This is a genomic window from Chryseobacterium sp. FG46, from assembly GCF_057809135.1.
Genome location: NZ_JBMDJJ010000010.1, coordinates 56,884 through 74,486 on the forward strand (window position 1 = coordinate 56,884; position 17,603 = coordinate 74,486).

17 protein-coding genes are annotated in these 17,603 nt (G+C 37.7%); 7 read left to right on the forward strand and 10 right to left on the reverse strand.

Features of this window, described 5'->3' with window-relative positions; all coding sequences use genetic code 11:
- Nucleotides 1-305 precede the first annotated feature (305 nt).
- From ACODR7_RS09510 to ACODR7_RS09525, 4 genes are all read left to right on the forward strand, one after another.
- Entirely contained in the window at nucleotides 306-1,319 is a 1,014-nt protein-coding gene (locus ACODR7_RS09510; protein ID WP_488838805.1) for a nucleoid-associated protein, read from the forward strand.
- Between the two features lie 62 nt (nucleotides 1,320-1,381).
- Nucleotides 1,382-2,344: a hypothetical protein gene (locus tag ACODR7_RS09515; protein WP_488838806.1), complete on the forward strand. Its 963-nt coding sequence runs from the start codon at nucleotides 1,382-1,384 to the stop codon at nucleotides 2,342-2,344.
- 13 nt (nucleotides 2,345-2,357) lie between these two features.
- The gene (locus ACODR7_RS09520; protein ID WP_488838807.1) at nucleotides 2,358-3,251 is read left to right on the forward strand and encodes a GLPGLI family protein; all 894 of its coding nucleotides are present in this window, start codon (nucleotides 2,358-2,360) and stop codon (nucleotides 3,249-3,251) included.
- A gap of 86 nt (nucleotides 3,252-3,337) precedes the next feature.
- Nucleotides 3,338-4,111 carry a cyclase family protein gene (locus ACODR7_RS09525; RefSeq protein ID WP_488838808.1) on the forward strand — a complete coding sequence of 258 codons (774 nt, stop codon included), beginning with the start codon at nucleotides 3,338-3,340 and terminating at the stop codon, nucleotides 4,109-4,111.
- A gap of 89 nt (nucleotides 4,112-4,200) precedes the next feature.
- Here the strand turns inward: ACODR7_RS09525 and ACODR7_RS09530 are convergent, their stop codons facing one another.
- The 6 genes from ACODR7_RS09530 to ACODR7_RS09555 form a co-directional block, all read right to left on the reverse strand.
- The gene (locus ACODR7_RS09530; RefSeq protein WP_488838809.1) at nucleotides 4,201-4,953 is read right to left on the reverse strand and encodes a succinate dehydrogenase/fumarate reductase iron-sulfur subunit; all 753 of its coding nucleotides are present in this window, start codon (nucleotides 4,951-4,953) and stop codon (nucleotides 4,201-4,203) included.
- Between the two features lie 13 nt (nucleotides 4,954-4,966).
- The gene (locus ACODR7_RS09535) at nucleotides 4,967-6,883 is read right to left on the reverse strand and encodes a fumarate reductase/succinate dehydrogenase flavoprotein subunit (protein WP_488838810.1); all 1,917 of its coding nucleotides are present in this window, start codon (nucleotides 6,881-6,883) and stop codon (nucleotides 4,967-4,969) included.
- Between the two features lie 11 nt (nucleotides 6,884-6,894).
- Nucleotides 6,895-7,551, reverse strand: coding sequence for a succinate dehydrogenase cytochrome b subunit (locus ACODR7_RS09540; RefSeq protein WP_488838811.1), 657 nt, complete (start codon nucleotides 7,549-7,551; stop codon nucleotides 6,895-6,897).
- Nucleotides 7,552-7,567: 16 nt separating this feature from the next.
- Complete coding sequence (locus tag ACODR7_RS09545) at nucleotides 7,568-8,998, reverse strand: anion permease (protein ID WP_488838812.1); 1,431 nt, start codon at nucleotides 8,996-8,998, stop codon at nucleotides 7,568-7,570.
- Between the two features lie 20 nt (nucleotides 8,999-9,018).
- Nucleotides 9,019-10,185 (reverse strand): porin, encoded by a 1,167-nt coding sequence (locus tag ACODR7_RS09550; protein WP_488838813.1) that lies wholly within the window; start codon nucleotides 10,183-10,185, stop codon nucleotides 9,019-9,021.
- A 144-nt stretch (nucleotides 10,186-10,329) separates the two neighbouring features.
- On the reverse strand, nucleotides 10,330-11,379 hold the full coding sequence (locus ACODR7_RS09555) for a linear amide C-N hydrolase (RefSeq protein WP_488838814.1): 1,050 nt from the start codon (nucleotides 11,377-11,379) through the stop codon (nucleotides 10,330-10,332).
- Nucleotides 11,380-11,758: 379 nt separating this feature from the next.
- On the opposite strand from ACODR7_RS09555, the gene ACODR7_RS09560 reads away from it, so the two are divergent.
- From ACODR7_RS09560 to ACODR7_RS09570, 3 genes are all read left to right on the forward strand, one after another.
- The gene (locus ACODR7_RS09560) at nucleotides 11,759-13,957 is read left to right on the forward strand and encodes an ATP-binding protein (protein WP_488838815.1); all 2,199 of its coding nucleotides are present in this window, start codon (nucleotides 11,759-11,761) and stop codon (nucleotides 13,955-13,957) included.
- Between the two features lie 21 nt (nucleotides 13,958-13,978).
- Nucleotides 13,979-14,530 (forward strand): biliverdin-producing heme oxygenase, encoded by a 552-nt coding sequence (locus tag ACODR7_RS09565; RefSeq protein ID WP_488838816.1) that lies wholly within the window; start codon nucleotides 13,979-13,981, stop codon nucleotides 14,528-14,530.
- A 118-nt stretch (nucleotides 14,531-14,648) separates the two neighbouring features.
- The gene (locus ACODR7_RS09570; RefSeq protein WP_034699354.1) at nucleotides 14,649-15,575 is read left to right on the forward strand and encodes a malate dehydrogenase; all 927 of its coding nucleotides are present in this window, start codon (nucleotides 14,649-14,651) and stop codon (nucleotides 15,573-15,575) included.
- A gap of 103 nt (nucleotides 15,576-15,678) precedes the next feature.
- Here ACODR7_RS09570 and ACODR7_RS09575 read toward each other — a convergent pair whose 3' ends face one another.
- The 4 genes from ACODR7_RS09575 to ACODR7_RS09590 all read right to left on the reverse strand — a co-directional run bounded on the left by ACODR7_RS09575 (nucleotide 15,679) and on the right by ACODR7_RS09590 (nucleotide 17,603).
- Nucleotides 15,679-16,230, reverse strand: coding sequence for a putative glycolipid-binding domain-containing protein (locus ACODR7_RS09575; protein ID WP_488838817.1), 552 nt, complete (start codon nucleotides 16,228-16,230; stop codon nucleotides 15,679-15,681).
- A 114-nt stretch (nucleotides 16,231-16,344) separates the two neighbouring features.
- Entirely contained in the window at nucleotides 16,345-16,575 is a 231-nt protein-coding gene (locus tag ACODR7_RS09580; protein WP_488838818.1) for a hypothetical protein, read from the reverse strand.
- A gap of 81 nt (nucleotides 16,576-16,656) precedes the next feature.
- The gene (locus tag ACODR7_RS09585; RefSeq protein WP_488838819.1) at nucleotides 16,657-17,193 is read right to left on the reverse strand and encodes a GNAT family N-acetyltransferase; all 537 of its coding nucleotides are present in this window, start codon (nucleotides 17,191-17,193) and stop codon (nucleotides 16,657-16,659) included.
- Nucleotides 17,194-17,210: 17 nt separating this feature from the next.
- On the reverse strand, nucleotides 17,211-17,603 hold the full coding sequence (locus ACODR7_RS09590) for a VOC family protein (protein WP_488838820.1): 393 nt from the start codon (nucleotides 17,601-17,603) through the stop codon (nucleotides 17,211-17,213).

Sequence of the window (17,603 nt, forward strand, 5' to 3'; positions counted from 1 at the left end):
AAAAAAGCATGTCAAAATGATAAGGGTTTTATCAATTTGGAAATGAAAGACAAAAACTTATGTTATCTGTCACCACAAATGAACGACTGAGAATTCCTTTCCCTCAAAGATCAAATAATTTGGTTTTTTGTCATTCTGACGAAGGAAGAATCTTATTGAAATTCAATTCTATGAGATTCTTCACTACATTTCATTTCATTCAGAATGACAGAGGGTGGTAACAATAATGTAGTACAAAATGACATTTTTTAAGTTTCGCAGAAAGAATTAGAATGAATATCTTTGCAGTCCAAATATTCAGAAAAATGTTTTCAAAAATAATAGTACACAGAGTCGGAAATAAGATCAACGGAGATTCGCTGACACTTTCCCAGGAGGAATTGAAGCTGGAAGAAGGAATGGCAGAAATGCTTGAAGACTACTTTTTAGGTTCTTTTAAATCGGAAGAAACTTTTCATTTTTACAGTGATACTTACCTGGTGAATAATCCGGTTTACAGTGCGGTATCTGAGATTTTTGAGGATAAATCCAAGTTTATCTGGGAATCTGAGAATATTGCAAAACACCTTTTTGAAGCGGCAGAAAACCCAAGAGTTCAGAGTGGAGAACTTTTTATCGTTCTTTTTGAAGATGAAAGTGACCGTCCTGACAGGGTGGATAAAATCGGGATCTTTAAAACAGAGAAGAGAGAATCTTTCCTGAAAATAAATCCGGCAGAAGAAACATTTGATATTGAAAAAGACCAGGGAATCGGGTTATCTAAAATTGATAAAGCGGCTTTGATCTACAACAACAATAAAGAAACAGGATATGTACTTTCCGTAGTAGACAACAACAAAAACGGAGATATGTATTACTGGTTCGAAGATTTCCTGAAAGTAAAACAGCGTGATGATGAATATTTCCACACGCAGGAAGCTTTGATGGTGTATAAAGATTATATCACAAAACAGCTTCCCCAGGAATTTGAAGTTTCCAAAGCGGATCAGGCAGATTTCCTGAATAAGTCTATCAATTTTTTCAAGGAAAAAGAAGAGTTTAAGCTGGATGAATTTGCCAATGAGGTATTGGGAGATGAGCATGTGATTGAAAGTTTCGTGAACTTTAAAACAGACTACGAGCAGGATATGCAGGTGAATATCGCGGAGGAATTCCCGATTAGCGAAGCAGCGGTAAAAAAGACACAGAGACACTTTAAAAGTATCATTAAACTAGATAAAAACTTTCACATCTACATCCACGGAGACAGACAAAAAATCGAAATGGGTGAAGATGACAAAGGAAAATATTACAGACTTTATTTCGAAAAAGAGGTATAAAAAAGAAGTCGGTCATTCCATTATAATATCATAACTTTATCAGACCACACAAAATAACAGTTATGAAATTCATGATCATTTTCTGGGCCGTCTATATCCTTTTTTTCTGTATACCTTTTCCGATATTTATTTATATGATGACTTCGGAAATAACAACAGAACCGAGAAATTCATTGGCTGTGAGCTATGGATATCTCGGTTTTTCTTTAATAGTATGGGGCTATATTCTTGCTTACTTTGTTAATCATCTTTTTATCAAAACCCTCAAAGAAAGAAATACCATTCAATCTATTTTGAGGAACGGTATTCCAAGAGAGGCAAAAATTATTGATTATAAACTTCTGAAATATGATCCGAAATCCAATATCAACATCATTGAGATTGTTCTTTCCTTTGCTAATCTCAGGAATACTCAGATCGAACACAAGATGATGTTTCATGATACAAAACCACTGGAAAAAAGATTTGATACAGGAAATACCATTAAGGTTTTACTCAATCCCAATACCACACAAAGTCCTTATTTTATGTTAGCCGGCCAGCAGACCCAATTTAACTCTTCGGGAATGATGCTTAGAGGTATATTTATCGTACTGATGCTTGCTTATGTGATGGGACTGTATTATTACTTCTACACCAAAGAATCTTTCGATTTTGGATGGAGGTTTCTCACCTTTATGCACCCGATTATTTTCAGTGGACTGATGATCCTTATTTTTGTATTGATTTTCCAGTTTATTTTCGGAAAATATTTTAAGAATGAAAAAGATGAACGTCTTATGTTTACGGGACGAAATGCTAAAGCCAATATCATCAGTGTTAGCCAGACAGGTCTTACGGTGAATGATCAGCCACAAATCATGTTGCAGGTAAGTTTTAAAGATTTCACAGGAACTGAACATATTGCTGTTTACAAGAAAATTGTCAGCCTTTTGAAGCTTTCTTCCATTCCTCAACAAGGAATTATTGAGATTATGTATGATGAGACTGATCCGAAGCAGATTATGATTCCCAGAGGAATTTAGAGAAAGGCAAAAAATGTTGAAAAGTAAATACCATAAATGCAATTTATCTATTATGCATTACCACAAAAAACTAATACAAATATTCATTTTATTTTATAGTGTTTTATTTTATACACAATCATACAAACAGGATACTTTGCGTGGGGAATTTGCCTATCAATTAAAAGCAAAATTCGATACACGGACTGATTATCGGCATGAAGAACAATTCTCATTACAGATAGGAGATAAACGTGCATTTTTTGCAAGTGTTATATCGCTAAAAGGTGATTCGGTAATGGCCACTTCAGGAACAAGGACAAAGAATGCTGATGGCAGTATAACTCTTGGCTGGAAAAAAGGGGTAGTGATTCCAAAAACAGGTTTATCTTTTACCATAATTCAATCCAACGAAAATATACAATATTTTAGATCAGCAGGAATGTCTTTACTTACCTATAAAGAACCAATAATAAAGAATTGGAGGCTTGTGGATGAGACCAAAGTAGTCAATACAATTATTTGTAAAAAAGCAGAAGTTACTTTTAAAGGCAGGAACTGGATAGCATGGTATTCTCCTGGAATTCCGCTGCCTTACGGTCCATATAAATTTAGCGGATTACCAGGACTGATTGTCAAAATAACCGATGATAAAGGAGATTTTGATTTTGAACTGGTAAAATCTATACCTGCATCTAAATTAAATGGTAAATTAATTACCATTAAAAAGAGCAGATATACATATGCGATAGAAACCACACAACAAAAATTAAAGCAAGCAATTAGAAATAATGAAGCCAATGCCGCTGCTGTACTCGCAAGTTATGGAACAACCATTATACAAGGTCAAGAAATGATAAGGCAAAGACAAAAAGAACGAGAAGAAAACAAAAAATACGAAAACCCATTAGAATTGGAAAAAGATTAGCTATTACTAATCTTTTTTTTCGTTTGCTAATATCTATTCGTCTTTTTACGTTATTCATTATCTTTGACCTCCTTAACCTAAATCATATGAAAACAACACTTGTCGATTTAACAAAACCGATTCAGTATAATGCAGGAGACCCATGGTTCATGAGGGTGAAAATCAAACATAAAGCCCATAGAAAATCACATTGGTTGATCCGTCTTGCATTGAGGCTTCCATCAAGGCTTTTTCCTAAAAACTGGACAGGCTGGGCAGATGACACCATCAAAAATATGGGACTTCATGCTACAACACATATTGATGCTCCCTGGCATTATGGCCCTGTAGTGGAAGGAAAGCCTGCTAAAACGATAGACCAGATTCCGCTGGAGTGGTGCTATGGAGACGGAATTGTGATTGATTGTACACATAAAGAAGATTTTGTTGCTATCACTGTTGAGGATTTGAAAAAAGATCTCGATAAAAACGGAATTACCATTCAGGAAGGAAATATTGTTCTGATCAGAACGGATCGTGACAAAATGATGGGAACTCCGGATTTTGTGGAAAAAGGAACGGGGATGAGTAAAGAAGCTACAGAATGGCTGATTGATCAGGGCGTAAAAGTAATGGGAATTGATCAGTGGGGCTGGGATCTTCCTCTGAAATATATGGCTCAGAAAGCGAAAGAACTCAATGATCCTGAATTCTTCTGGGAAGGGCATCGTGTAGGCATCGAAAAAGAATATTTACACATCGAACAGCTTACGAACCTAAGTGCATTACCTCCATCCGGATTTAAAATCTGTGTTTTTCCATTGAAGATTGTTGGTGGTTCTGCTGCTCCGGCGAGAGTAGTCGCGATGATGGATGCATAGAAAGAATTTTTTCACCTTTAAAAAATAAAAAAGGCGGATTTGATTAATTTCAAATCCGCCTTTTTGTCTGTTATCTTTGTTTTCTCAGATTAATTTTTCTTCCTGAAAAACAAAGCTCTGTTATACTCAAAATTCATTCTTGCGATATTCAGGACGGAAATTCCTTGTGGACATTCCACTTCGCAGGCTTCCGTATTGGAACAGTGCCCGAATAATTCCGTATCCATTTGAGTAATCATATCCAAAACTCTCTTGCTTCGTTCTTCTTTCCCTTGAGGAAGGAGTGCCATGTGGGTGATTTTTGCAGAGGTGAATAAAGCTGCACTTCCGTTTTTACAGGTGGCAACACATGCTCCACACCCGATACACGCAGCAGAATCAAAAGCTTCCTCAGCCGTCTGGTGAGTCACCGGAATGGAAGTAGCATCAGGTGCCTGACCTGTATTCACCGATACAAAACCTCCCGAAGATATAATTCTGTCAAAAGCAGAACGGTCTACTTTTAAATCTTTTTTCACCGGAAAAGCTTCAGAACGGAAAGGTTCTATCAGGATGGTTTCCCCATCTTTAAAAGACCGTAAATGAAGCTGGCAGGTGGTGGTATTTTTCAAAGGGCCATGGGCAATACCGTTAATCATCATCCCACATTGTCCGCAGATTCCTTCACGGCAGTCGTGATCAAACTCTACAGGCTCATCTCCTTCAATGATCAGTTTTTCATTTAAGGTATCCAGCATTTCTAAGAAAGACATATGAGAATTCAATCCTTTCAGGTCATAACCTACCAGTTTTCCTTCACTTTTTTTGTCTTTCTGTCTCCATATCTTAAGATGTAAATCCATAATTTTCTGTTTTTTATTTGTAACTTCTTACCGTTGGCTGAATCTCTTCAAAGATCAGAGGTTCTTTAATCAGTTCAGGTTCTCCATTTTCACCTTTCCATGCCCATGCAGAAATAAATTGGTATTCCGCATCATTTCTCATGGCTTCTCCATCGGGAGTCTGAAATTCTTCTCTGAAGTGAGCTCCGCAGGATTCATTACGGGTTAAGGCATCGTAGCACATCAGTTCTCCTATTTCGAAATAATCGGCTACACGGCCTGCTTTTTCCAGCTCGGTATTCATTTGATCTCCCTGTCCGGAAACTCTTACGTCTTTGTAGAATTCCTGTTTCAGTTTTCGGATTTCCTGAATGGCATATTTCAGGCCTTCTTCATTTCTGGCCAGCCCGCAGTAATCGTACAGGAGTTTTCCTAATGTTTTGTGGAAATAATCAACGGTTTTGGTTCCTTTGATATTGATGAATTCATTAATCTGTTCTTTAACGGCCTTTTCAGCCTGTTCAAATTCAGGAGTATCCGGTGAAATTTTTCCGGTGTGAATTTCATCAGCCAGATAATTGGCAATGGTGTAAGGAGCGATGAAATATCCGTCTACAGAAGCTTGGAGAAGGGAATTTGCTCCCAGTCTGTTGGCTCCGTGATCGGCAAAATTAGCCTCGCCTAAAGCAAACAATCCCGGTACAGTAGTCATCAGTTCATAATCTACCCAAAGTCCGCCCATGGAGAAGTGGGCAGAAGGAGAGATCATCATGGGTTCTTTATACGCGTCATATCCTGTTATTTTAAGATACATATCGAATAAGTTTCCATATTTTTCCTTAATCTTATCTTTTCCCTGTTCCTGAATTGCTTTTGAAAAATCAAGGTATACTGCATTTTTCAAAGGTCCGATTCCGAAGCCGGCATCAATTCTTTCTTTGGCTGCACGGGAAGAAATATCCCTTGGAGCAAGGTTTCCGAAAGCCGGATATCTTCTTTCAAGATAATAATCCCTTTCATTTTCAGGAATATCATTCGGAAGTCTGTTTTCTCCTTCTTTTAACGGAACCCAGATTCGGCCGTCATTACGTAATGATTCAGACATTAAGGTAAGTTTAGACTGATAATCTCCGGATTGAGGAAGCGAAGTAGGGTGTACCTGAATCCAGCTTGGAGAAGCCATTAATGCTCCTTTTTTATGGGCTCTCCATATGGCAGAGCCGTTACATCCCATGGCAAGGGTAGACAGGTAGTAGATTTTTCCATAGCCACCTGTTGCTAATATGACAGCATGGGCTGCATGTCTTTCAATGTCTCCTGTGTCTAAATTCCTTACGATAATTCCTCTGGCTTTACCGTCAACAGTAACCAGATCCAGCATTTCATGTCTTGAAAACAATTGTACAGAACCTTTTCCAACCTGTCTCATCAAAGCCTGATAAGCACCCAGAAGAAGCTGTTGTCCCGTTTGTCCTCTCGCATAAAAAGTACGGCTTACCTGAACTCCTCCGAAGGAACGGTTGTTCAGATATCCGCCATATTCCCGTCCGAAAGGTACGCCCTGGGCCACTGCCTGATCGATAAGGTTCAGAGAACATTCTGCCATACGGTATACATTGGCTTCACGGGCTCTGAAGTCTCCTCCTTTCAAGGTGTCTACAAACATTCTGTAAACACTGTCGCCATCGTTTTTATAGTTTTTGGCAGCATTTACACCTCCCTGTGCTGCCACGGAGTGCGCTCTTCTCGGGCTGTCCTGAAAACAGAATGATTTCACATTATAGCCCATTTCTCCCAGAGAAGCTGCAATTGAGCTTCCCGCCAGTCCTGTTCCAACAACAATGACATCCAGCTTTTTACGGTTGGCAGGATTAACGAGTCTTGCTTTCTTTTTATAATTTTCCCATTTATGTTCCAATGGGCCTTGTGGTATTTTTGAATCTAAAATCATGACCGTTCTGTTTATTGGTAAGTAAAGTATACATAGATGGGCATCAACGCAAAACCTACACAGATAATGATTGAATAAGCAATTCCGATAGTTTTGAACCATTGTACGAACTTAGGATGATATAATCCCAGGGTTCTTACAGCACTGTGTATTCCATGAATCAGGTGATAACACAAAGCGATCATTGATACAACATAAATGATAACGTACCACCATTCTTTAAAGACATTCACTACCAGGATGTAGAGATCTTTATTTCCGTTCTCATCCAAAGGAGGATTTCCGAATTTGTAGATATACCAGAAGTTCTGGAAATGGATCACCAGGAAAATCAGAATTAATGTTCCGAGAATTCCCATATTTCGGGAAGCCCATTTGCTGGCTCTTCCGCGTCTGTCAGACTGATAACCGCCACCGGATTTTTTATTTTTTAAAGTAATAATCAGTCCGTCTACAGCATGCAGAATAATACTGGTATACAAAACGTAAGAAACTATTTTGATGACTATATTTCCTGATAAAAAATGCGAATACGCATTAAACTGCAGGTGTGCCTGCTCTTGCGGAAGGAAAAGCTGAAGATTTCCAAGGAAATGAATCAACAGGAAGAATCCCAAAAAGAGTCCGGTAAGGCACATCAGCATTTTTCTTGACAATGTTGATAACATATTTTTGATTTAATGATTAATAATATCCTAAGACTTTCATCCACAATCCTCCTACAACCATATAAATGATCAATAGAACGATTCCTATTTCAAGACCTCTGAGCCACCAGACCTTCAGATCTACATATCCGCTTCCGAAATATACCGGAGCAGGACCGTGGCCGTAATGAGTCAATACCCCGTAAATGGAACCCATGAAACCAAGCATCATCGCCAATAACATAGGAGGAATTCCCAAAGAAACGCCTACACCCAGCAAGGCTGCATACATAGCGGCTACGTGAGCGGTAGCACTTGCAAAAATATAGTGACTGAAGAAATACACGACAATAATAACCGGAAAGGCTACCTGCCAGCTCAATCCTCCGATCTGTACTTTGATCAGGTTACTGAACCAGCCAATGAAACCCAATTCATTTAAAGAACTCGCCATCATTACCAATACGGCAAACCAAACGATGGTATCCCATGCTCCTTTTTCACCTTTTACATCTTCCCAGGTTAATACTGAGGTTAGCAATAATAAGGTTAATCCGATGAAAGCTGTTGTGGTAGCATCAATGGAAAGTGCTCCACCAAATATCCAAAGGACTAATAAGATAAAGAATGCCAGCAGCATCAGCCATTCGTTTCTGGAAATAGGTCCCATTTCTTTTAATTTCTCAGCCGCCATTTTCGGAGCATCTCCTGTTTTTTTCAATTCAGGCGGATACAATTTGTATAATACCAAAGGAACCACAAAGAAGGCTACCGCACCGGGAATGAAACCTGCTGCTGCCCATGACATCCATGTAATATCAATACCAAGGTTAGCCGCAAACTTCTGGCACATCGGGTTACTCGCTGTCCCGGTAAGGAACATGGAAGAAGCGATGAGGTTCATATAGTAGCTGTTTAAAGTCAGGAATGATCCTAATTTTCTATGGGTTTCAGGCTTTTCCGGAACGGAATCAAAGCTTATCGCCATAGATTTCATGATAGGATAAATAATCCCGCCACCTCTTGCTGTGTTACTCGGAATGGCAGGAGCCAGACAAACATCTGCAAGTCCTAATCCGTAAGCCAGTCCCAACGAGCTTTTACCAAAAACTCTGATGAATAAAAATGCGATACGGTTTCCCAATCCTGTTTTGATAAATCCTCTGGCAATAAAGAATGAGATCCCGATCAGCCAGATTACTTTATCTCCAAAACCAGACAGCGCTTTGGTAATAGATTTTCCTGCATCTCCCGGTGCAACCACCTGGGTAAGGGCTGTAAAACCAATGGCCATCATACACATAGTTCCCATTGGAGCCGCTTTAAGGATGATTCCTAAAATGGTTGCCGCAAAGATCGCAAACAGATGCCAGGCATTCTCTGCAACACCTTCCGGAGCAGGAATGAACCATATGATTAACGCAACAACAAATGTGATCGCTACGTTTTTGATATTAATTTCTTTCATGATACTAACTATTTAATCATTTAAAATCTACTTTGTACCTGGACAATGAATAGATTGTTATTGTATTGTGATGTGTTTTCTACCTGATGTTTGTAGCGATCAAACTGTACTCCCAGCTGAATTCTTGCGCCGTAGTTTTTCAGGAATTCCAATCCGAACATCGGAGTAATCGTTTGTCTTGGGTTGGATGCCATTCTGAAATTGGTATCAAGATATTCGTAGCGGCAGGATAATTCGAAGGCACTAAGATTTTTATGGTTGATCTCATATCTTAGGTTCGGAAGAAAATAAGCGCCACGGATCAGATATTGGTCTGGGTTATCAGGTCTTAATTCAGGTGCAATAGAATTATACAGAACGTGGTTGGTTGCCTGTTTGGCTTCCAGCTGCATATCAAGACTCCATTTAGGATCAAAATGGATCAGTGAACTCAGGTCTACACCCAAGGCGTATACTTTTTTGCTGAAAACTTCTCCGATACCGCCATTCAAACCTACATTGAAGTTGTATTTTTTTGATAATCCGAAAACAAGGCGGGTAGAATACTGCTTTCCGTTGTCATTATCATTAACCTGATTTTTTCCATTTCCATTTACTACCGAAACAGCATATTGGAAAGGAATTTCTCCTAGTTGAAGCTGTCCTGTAGCAGACATTCCGATCTGGAAACTTGTCCATCCCAGTTTTCCAAATTCGGTATACTGATTAGACCAGTCTAAAGATTTAATAATATCAATAGGATAAGTCTCTTCAATACCAAACCAGGGCCTGAACTGTCCTACGGTAATTGCTAATTTAGGATTGAAAGTGTACTTCAGATAAGCGTTTTCAAGAACTCTGCTTTTGGGGTCATTTTTAAAATCGGCAAGATTGGCCAGAACAACAACTTCTGTACGTTTGCTGATCTGTGCCCGAACCTGAACTCTCATGTACTTGAGCATGAAATTATTATCAGTTCCGGAACCATCAGTGTGGTGAAGTCCGTTTACATCAACATCTTTACTCATCCCTACAAGATAACGCGCCTGAAAAAGGCCTTTGATCTGCAGCTGCGGATATTTTACATTATCTTTTTCCTGTGGAGGAGGTGTGGTCTTCAGAGAATCCTGACTTTGTGCATAAGCGGATAATCCGCAGGCCAGCATGCACAGGATCAGGCTTTTCTTTTTAATCGAAAAAAAGGCCATATCTATTTTGTTTTTTTATTGTGAATTTTATTGTGCCACAACTGCTTGCTTGCCTCGTCAATATTTGATTTTCAGAATATTGTTTAATTGTAACGTGGATTGCTCAGGATATTCTAAGCACGAGCATTTTTTGTGGTAAAATATCTATTTTAATCCTAGGAACGTGAACGGTGCAGACTCTTTAAACTCCGCATTGGATTTTCCGTTATAGGTGCGGTTGTTGCTAAGATCCAGCTTCATCACTTTTCCTTTAGTGCTCAGATCAAAATCTTTAAGATCTACCCAAAACGTGTTGGGAGTGAAAACCGTTTCAAAATAATACACCAGATTTTTCTGATCCGAAACAGAACGCCATCTTGTAGAGGAAATATTAGGTTCTGTAGCAGACGTAATCCCGTAAGGAACAGAGCAGTTTCTGATTACACTGAAAACACTGGCTACTGCTGTGCGGGTGTCTGCAGTCTGAGGAATCGCATTGATATAATATGACGCTCTTACGAAACGGTCTGCTGCTCGATTGGTTCCCGGAAGCATTACCGTTCCCGGAATACCTTTCCAGTAATTGTTAAGTGCTAACTGCTCTTCAAATACAGGAGAGTTTGTCATTACCGTATAAGATGGGTCATGATGAATAACCAGTTTTCCGTCAATATATTCAAATACAGCATTGTCACCTGAAGCGTCAGAAATGGAAAGATGGACAGTTGTAAATCTTTCTGTTCCCGGAATATAATCACTCACAATAACGAAAGGTTCTTTGCGTGAAAATTCTACGGCTTCTTTTACTGTCGCGAAATTATCAAGATAATATTGTGCCCATAATGAAATGGCTATTCCCTTTTTGCTTCCTTTTCCATCGAACTTTGGGTATTGGGATTCTCCTAACCAAAGCAGGTTGGCAACCAGCCCTTTTTCGTTCATCCCATCTGCTGAAGCAATGTCCCATGAAGAACTGATGAGACTTCCATATTTGGCGGTCCATTTTACAGATTGGGGTCCTACCTGTCCGTTGCGGTCTATTCCTTTGGGTAACACCCATAAGTTGGCCGGAATCTCATCACGCCAGTCCATAGAACGGGCTGTAATAACAGTGTTTTGAGGTCCTTTGTAAACGACTCTTGTACAGGCTTCGGATGGATTCCATAATCCTATAGAGAGGATCAGAGAAAATAAAATTAATGGGAACTTTTTCATAATAGTATTATTTGAATTTAAATTTTGTATTGAATTTATTATGAATAATTCAATGGATTCTTGTCATATTCATTAATTGGTGATATAAATTTAGCGAAAATTGTCTAAATAAAACAATTAATAAGGTTAATAATGTGTAATCCATGTTATGAATCATGGTTAAAGATGAAAAGGTTTGATTGTTGGATTTTTTTTTGTATATTTTAAAGAAATGACATAAAAAAGGGGTCGAAATAAAGAATATCTTAATAAGTTTTTATGTTTTTTGATGAGGTATTTCCCGTAAATACTTGTCGGAAGGGTATCTAAAATTAGATACCACAAAGTAAAAAGGTGTTCAAAAAAAAAACTATATTTGATAGATAGACTGAAAAGATATATGAATTTTATAGAATGCCATGAAGAACCTATCCATATTCCGGGTTCTATACAGAGTTTTGGTTATTTAATTGGCATTGATGCAGAATCCCACACCATTACTTTTTTTAGCAGGAATATTGCGGATCTATTTAAAATCGGGAGTTCAGAAGAACTGTTCGGAAGAAAGCTTAATGACTTTCCTGAAAGTTTTCAAAGTATTATTGATTCAGAAATCTATACTTCACTGGACAAGTTTACCAGACGTAAGAATGAAACGTATTTCGATAAAATTTTTATAAATGATAAAGAGTATCATTTTTCTGTTTTCAGAAGTGAGCTTTATATCTTTCTGGAGTTTGAAGAGGTGATCATTAATCCCAATAAACGAATTTCCAATAAGTATGATAACTTTTACATCATTGACAATGGAAAGGAACTCTGGAATCATCTTCTGGAAACCCTTTCAAAGGTGGTAAACTATGACCGTATGATGGTCTATAAATTCATGATGGACGGCTCCGGTAAAGTGATTGCCGAAAGAAAAAATGAGGATATGGAAAGTTTCCTTGGGCTGCATTATCCTGAGTCTGATATTCCGAAACAGGCACGTGATCTTTATTTAAAAAAAAGAAAAAGAATTTTCAGCAATGTATATGCGGATAATGTTCCTGTTGTAAGCAGAATCCCAGACAGTATTGATCTTACCTTTTCAGCATCCAGAGGGATGTCACCAGTTCATGCGCAGTATCTGAAGAATTCCGGCGTAGCTTCAAGTTTTAGCGTTTCCATTATTATTGATGATCATCTCTGGGGATTGGTAACCTGCCAGAATGTAGAACCTAAGCATATAGATCTTGAAGACAGGGTACAAGCCGGAATTTTTACTACGCTTGCTGCTAATGCCTATTCATCTTTTAAATCTAAAAACGAACTGAATTACCGTTTGGAACTGAATGATAAAATATCTCAGTTGAAAACAGAGTTTTTAAAACATCATAATCTGTTTGATTCTCTTATTGAATGTAAAACGGAGATCAGAAAGTTACCTGAAGCAGACGGGCTTGCCATTGTTTCGGATGAAAATATAATAACAGACGGCAATACTCCTGATCTGGAAAATATCGGAAGAATTGCACAATGGGCTCTTGGCAATACCCAGGATCATATCTATGTGAGCAGAAATTTTCTTAAAGATTATGTTGAAGAACTGGAGCTGACTGAAAATACAGCAGGAATTGCCATCTATTTTATTGAAAGGGACAAAAATGAAATGCTGATCTGGTTCAGAAAAGAGTTTGATGAGCATATCAACTGGGCAGGAAATCCGGAGAAAAAAGTAAGTGTATTTTCTCAGAATGGAGAAGAAAGACAAATGATATCACCGAGAACTTCATTCCGTATTTTTACAGAAAATATTAAAGGTCATTCTAAAAGATGGAATTCCAGAAGTGTTGATGCAGTAAAGGCTGTAAGAGATTTGATTTTGGAAACTTCCCATAAAAATTATAATGCCATTAAAAGGCTTAATGATGAGCTTAAAAAAGTGAATGAGGAACTTGACAGTTTTTCCTATACAATCTCTCATGACCTGGGAACTCCTCTCACTGTAATGAAACTGAATGCACAAATGCTTCTGGGAAATCTTGCTGATGATTCGGAAAAAAGTAGAACCAAGATCAATTCAATTATTGAGGAAATCGACAATATGGCAGAAATGATGCATGATGTACTGCAGCTCAGCCGCGCCAAACACAGTGAAATCCAGCTTGAAAGTCTGAAAACAGCTCATACGATTGAGAAAATTTCTGAAAATGCCAAGATAACCTATGACAGTCCCAACAGTGAAATTATCATTAAAGAATGCCCTGATGTATTGGCTGATAAAACCATGCTTCATCAGGTATTTTTGAATATCATCAACAATGCTGTGAAATATTCTTCCCATAAAGTTCTTCCAAAAGTGGAAATTGAAGGATCTGAGGACGGGCAGACCATTATTTACAGGATCTCAGACAACGGTATTGGTATTCCTGCGGAGGAAAAACATAAGATGTTCAAAATCTTTAACAGGATGGATAATGCCAAGAAATTCAAAGGAAACGGAGTAGGATTGTCTATTGTACACCGCATCATGAAAAGATTGGGAGGAAATGTAGATTTTGAAAGCAACAGTGAAGGCACTTCCTTTATTTTAACATTCAAAAAGCCTTATATTTGAGAAACTTTTAAAACGTTATGTATGGTATCAGAATATCTTAAACAGAATACGGCAGATTATCACGATGCGGCAGAAAAACTTTTTAATTCTGAAAAGATTTTCAATAAAACCTTCACTTTAGAAGATTATAAAAAAATCATTCATACCAATTACCTGATGCTTCTTCACAGCGAAGATAAAATATTCGGCAGCCTTTCTGATAAGTATGCATCAAAACTTCAGCTTGATGAAAGAAAGAAGCTATCCCTTATTGAAAAAGACCTGAAAAGTCTCTCTCTCGAAAATCAGGAAGTTGCTCATCCTCTTGAATTCAATAACGAGCATGAAGCACTTGGAGCGATGTATGTGATTGAAGGATCTACCCTTGGAGGAAATGTAATTGCAAAACAGCTTTCTAAAACGGAGGGTTTTGATGAGGTTACTTTCAACTTTTTCGGATGCTATCAGGAGAATACAGGGCCAATGTGGAAAAATTTTAAGGAAGTTCTGGATACGGAAGTTGCTGAAGAAAACTATAATGATGTGCTTTCAGGAGCGAAAAAACTCTATACGTTTTTACTGAGCGTCAACTAATTTATTTTAATTCTAATTAAATTCCTGAAAAATTGCGCATTTTTTCAGGAATTGTTAAATTTGGAGAGTTTCAAATTTAAACTTAACTAACAAAAAATAATTTTTAAAAAGTAACAATATGAAAGTAACTGTAGTAGGTGCAGGCGCTGTAGGAGCAAGCTGTGCAGAATACATCGCAATGAAGAACTTCTGTTCAGAAGTAGTTTTGGTAGACATTAAAGAAGGGTTTGCTGAAGGGAAAGCAATGGATTTGATGCAGACAGCATCTCTTAACGGATTTGATACAAAAATTACGGGTACAACAGGAGATTACAGCAAAACTGCAGGTTCTCATGTAGCAGTAATCACTTCAGGGATTCCAAGAAAACCTGGGATGACAAGAGAAGAATTGATCGGTATCAATGCTGGTATCGTGAAAGAAGTTACTGAAAACTTAGTAAAACATTCTCCGGAAGTAATCATCATCGTGGTTTCTAACCCAATGGATACGATGGCTTACCTTGTTCACAAAACTTCAGGTCTTCCTAAGCACAAAATCATCGGAATGGGTGGTGCATTAGATTCTGCAAGATTCAAATACAGATTGGCTGAGGCATTAGAAGCTCCAATTTCTGATGTGGACGGTATGGTAATCGCTGCTCACAGTGATACAGGTATGCTTCCGTTATTGAGCAAAGCGACAAGAAATGGGGTTCCTGTAACTGAGTTCTTAAGTGATGAGCAACAAAAATATGTAATCGAAGAAACTAAAGTAGGAGGAGCTACTCTTACTAAATTATTAGGAACTTCAGCCTGGTATGCTCCAGGTGCAGCAGTTTCTGTAATGGTTCAGGCTATTGCATGTGACCAGAAGAAAATGATTCCTTGTTCTTTAATGCTTGAAGGTGAATACGGACAAAACGATATCTGCTTAGGTGTTCCGGCTATCATCGGAGCAAACGGAGTAGAATCAATTGTAAACGTGACATTGACTGCTGAAGAGCAATTGAAATTCGCTGAAGCTGCCAATGCAGTAAGAGAGGTGAACGGAGATTTGAAATTCTAATCATTGACTGCTTTTAAGCAGGATTAAAATACATAAAGAGGCTGACCAAACTTTTTGGACAGTCTCTTTATTTTGGAATATAAGGCTGGCTCATTTCAACTTTTCAAAGTTCCGTAATCTTTTCAAACAGCTTAGGATAAGCTGTTACAAATCCCGCTTCATCAATTGAAATTTCTGCTTTAAAATCATTTTCGATATTTTCATACAGGTATTTATTAATGGCTGTCCGACTGTATTGCTGTTGAACAGGTTTGATATGATCGTTTAAAACATCAATATAAATAACATCAATCTTCTGAGAATCGTTTTCTGAAAGTTTCAAATTGTTGATGGGTAGAGTATTGGTAAAGGGTGTCAGAGAAATATCTATAAATTTAAAATCATTGAATTCCGGATTTACAAGATTATTGATTTCCCATTGATTTTGGATTCTTTTTCCTGTAAGTGTTCTTTTAATTGTATTGACTTCAGATTCTATCAAAAAATCCTGAACGATCCAGTCTTTATCAATGTGAATTTTATACTCTGTATTATATATTTTATCCTCAAGACAGCCGATGATTTTTGATTCTACCGTATAGTTTTTATCATCAGATTGTAAATTAAAATATTCAAGAGATTGATAAAATATTCCTTTCCAGATCAATGTTTTCATAATGATATTCTTTGATGTATTATTACAAGATGCAAGTTAATGAATGCTAAGGCTGATTACAAAAAAAGAGCGGTAAAAACCGCCCTCAACAAAATTTTATCTGACAAATATTTTTTACATATAAACGCATCCGCATCCTGTTTCCCATTCCTGGCAAAGACGCATAGGTTCATTGCATCCGGGGTTGCCGCCGCCGCCGGAAACTCTGTAACAGGTACCGCCACTACAATAGTAAGAGCCTATAGTGGGCGGACAATTACCATCCATGTCACACAATGCATAAGGAGTGTCGCCACCACTGATCAGAACCAGCTGATTTCTCTTGAGCTTTTTCAGGTTTTTCATAGTAGTTATTTTTTAATTTGTTGATTACTAATGTATAAAATTTTCAACACACTAACAAGTGTTTTAATGTGTTTAGAAAAATTATTCTATATCTAAGGTCATAAAAAGCGCAATTTCCTCTGCATTTTCATATAATCTTGTATTCAGTCCTGTAATATTGAATCCCATTCTTCTGTAAAACTGTATCGCAGGATAGTTCGTATTCTGGGTTTCCAGCTCAATCACTCTGCTGTTTAATTTCCTGGCTTCTTTAATGGCACTTTTAATCAGCATGATCCCGATTCCCTGTCTTCTGTATTTTTCGTTGATCAGGATATTTTCAATATAAAAACTGTTGTTCCATATTCTTTGTTCACAGATGATCCAGCCTGCGATTTCTCCATCCACGTAGGCTCCGAAGGAATTTCCCTGTTCAATGATGGTATTCAATTCTTCAAGATCTTCGGAAGTCGTTTCCCAGATTTTGTTGTATGGTAAAGCTTTTTCTTTCAGAATAAACTCAAAAGAACCTCCAACTTCTATGGAGGAAACCCCATATCTTATGTTCGTTGTATAACCATTATGCCCCCAATTTAAGGTGGGATCAAAGGTGAGTTTTTGTAATCTTCTTATTTCCAAATCAGTTCGTTTTACGCTTATTGCATTTCAGTACAGATTTCTACAAGGTAGTTGTTGGGATCTTTGATATATGCTGTTTTTTGTCCCCATGGTTTTATGGCGATATCTTCATAAAGGACGGCTCCGTTTTTTATTGCTTTTTCTACCAAAGTCTCTATATCATCCGTTGTAAATCCCAGTTCCATTCCGAACGGTTTGTCTTCAGTTTTTGCTGTTTTGAATCCTTTTTTAATATTGGAATTAGCCAGGCTTACAGAGGCGAATGACAGACTAGTTTCTCCGGTCAGCAGTTCACCATAATCTTTTTCGGGAGTGATGAATTTTATTTCAGTACCAAAGGTGTTTTTATAAAAATTCATAGACTGTTCTACATCTTCTACATAGAGAATGACATACTTAAATTTGATCAT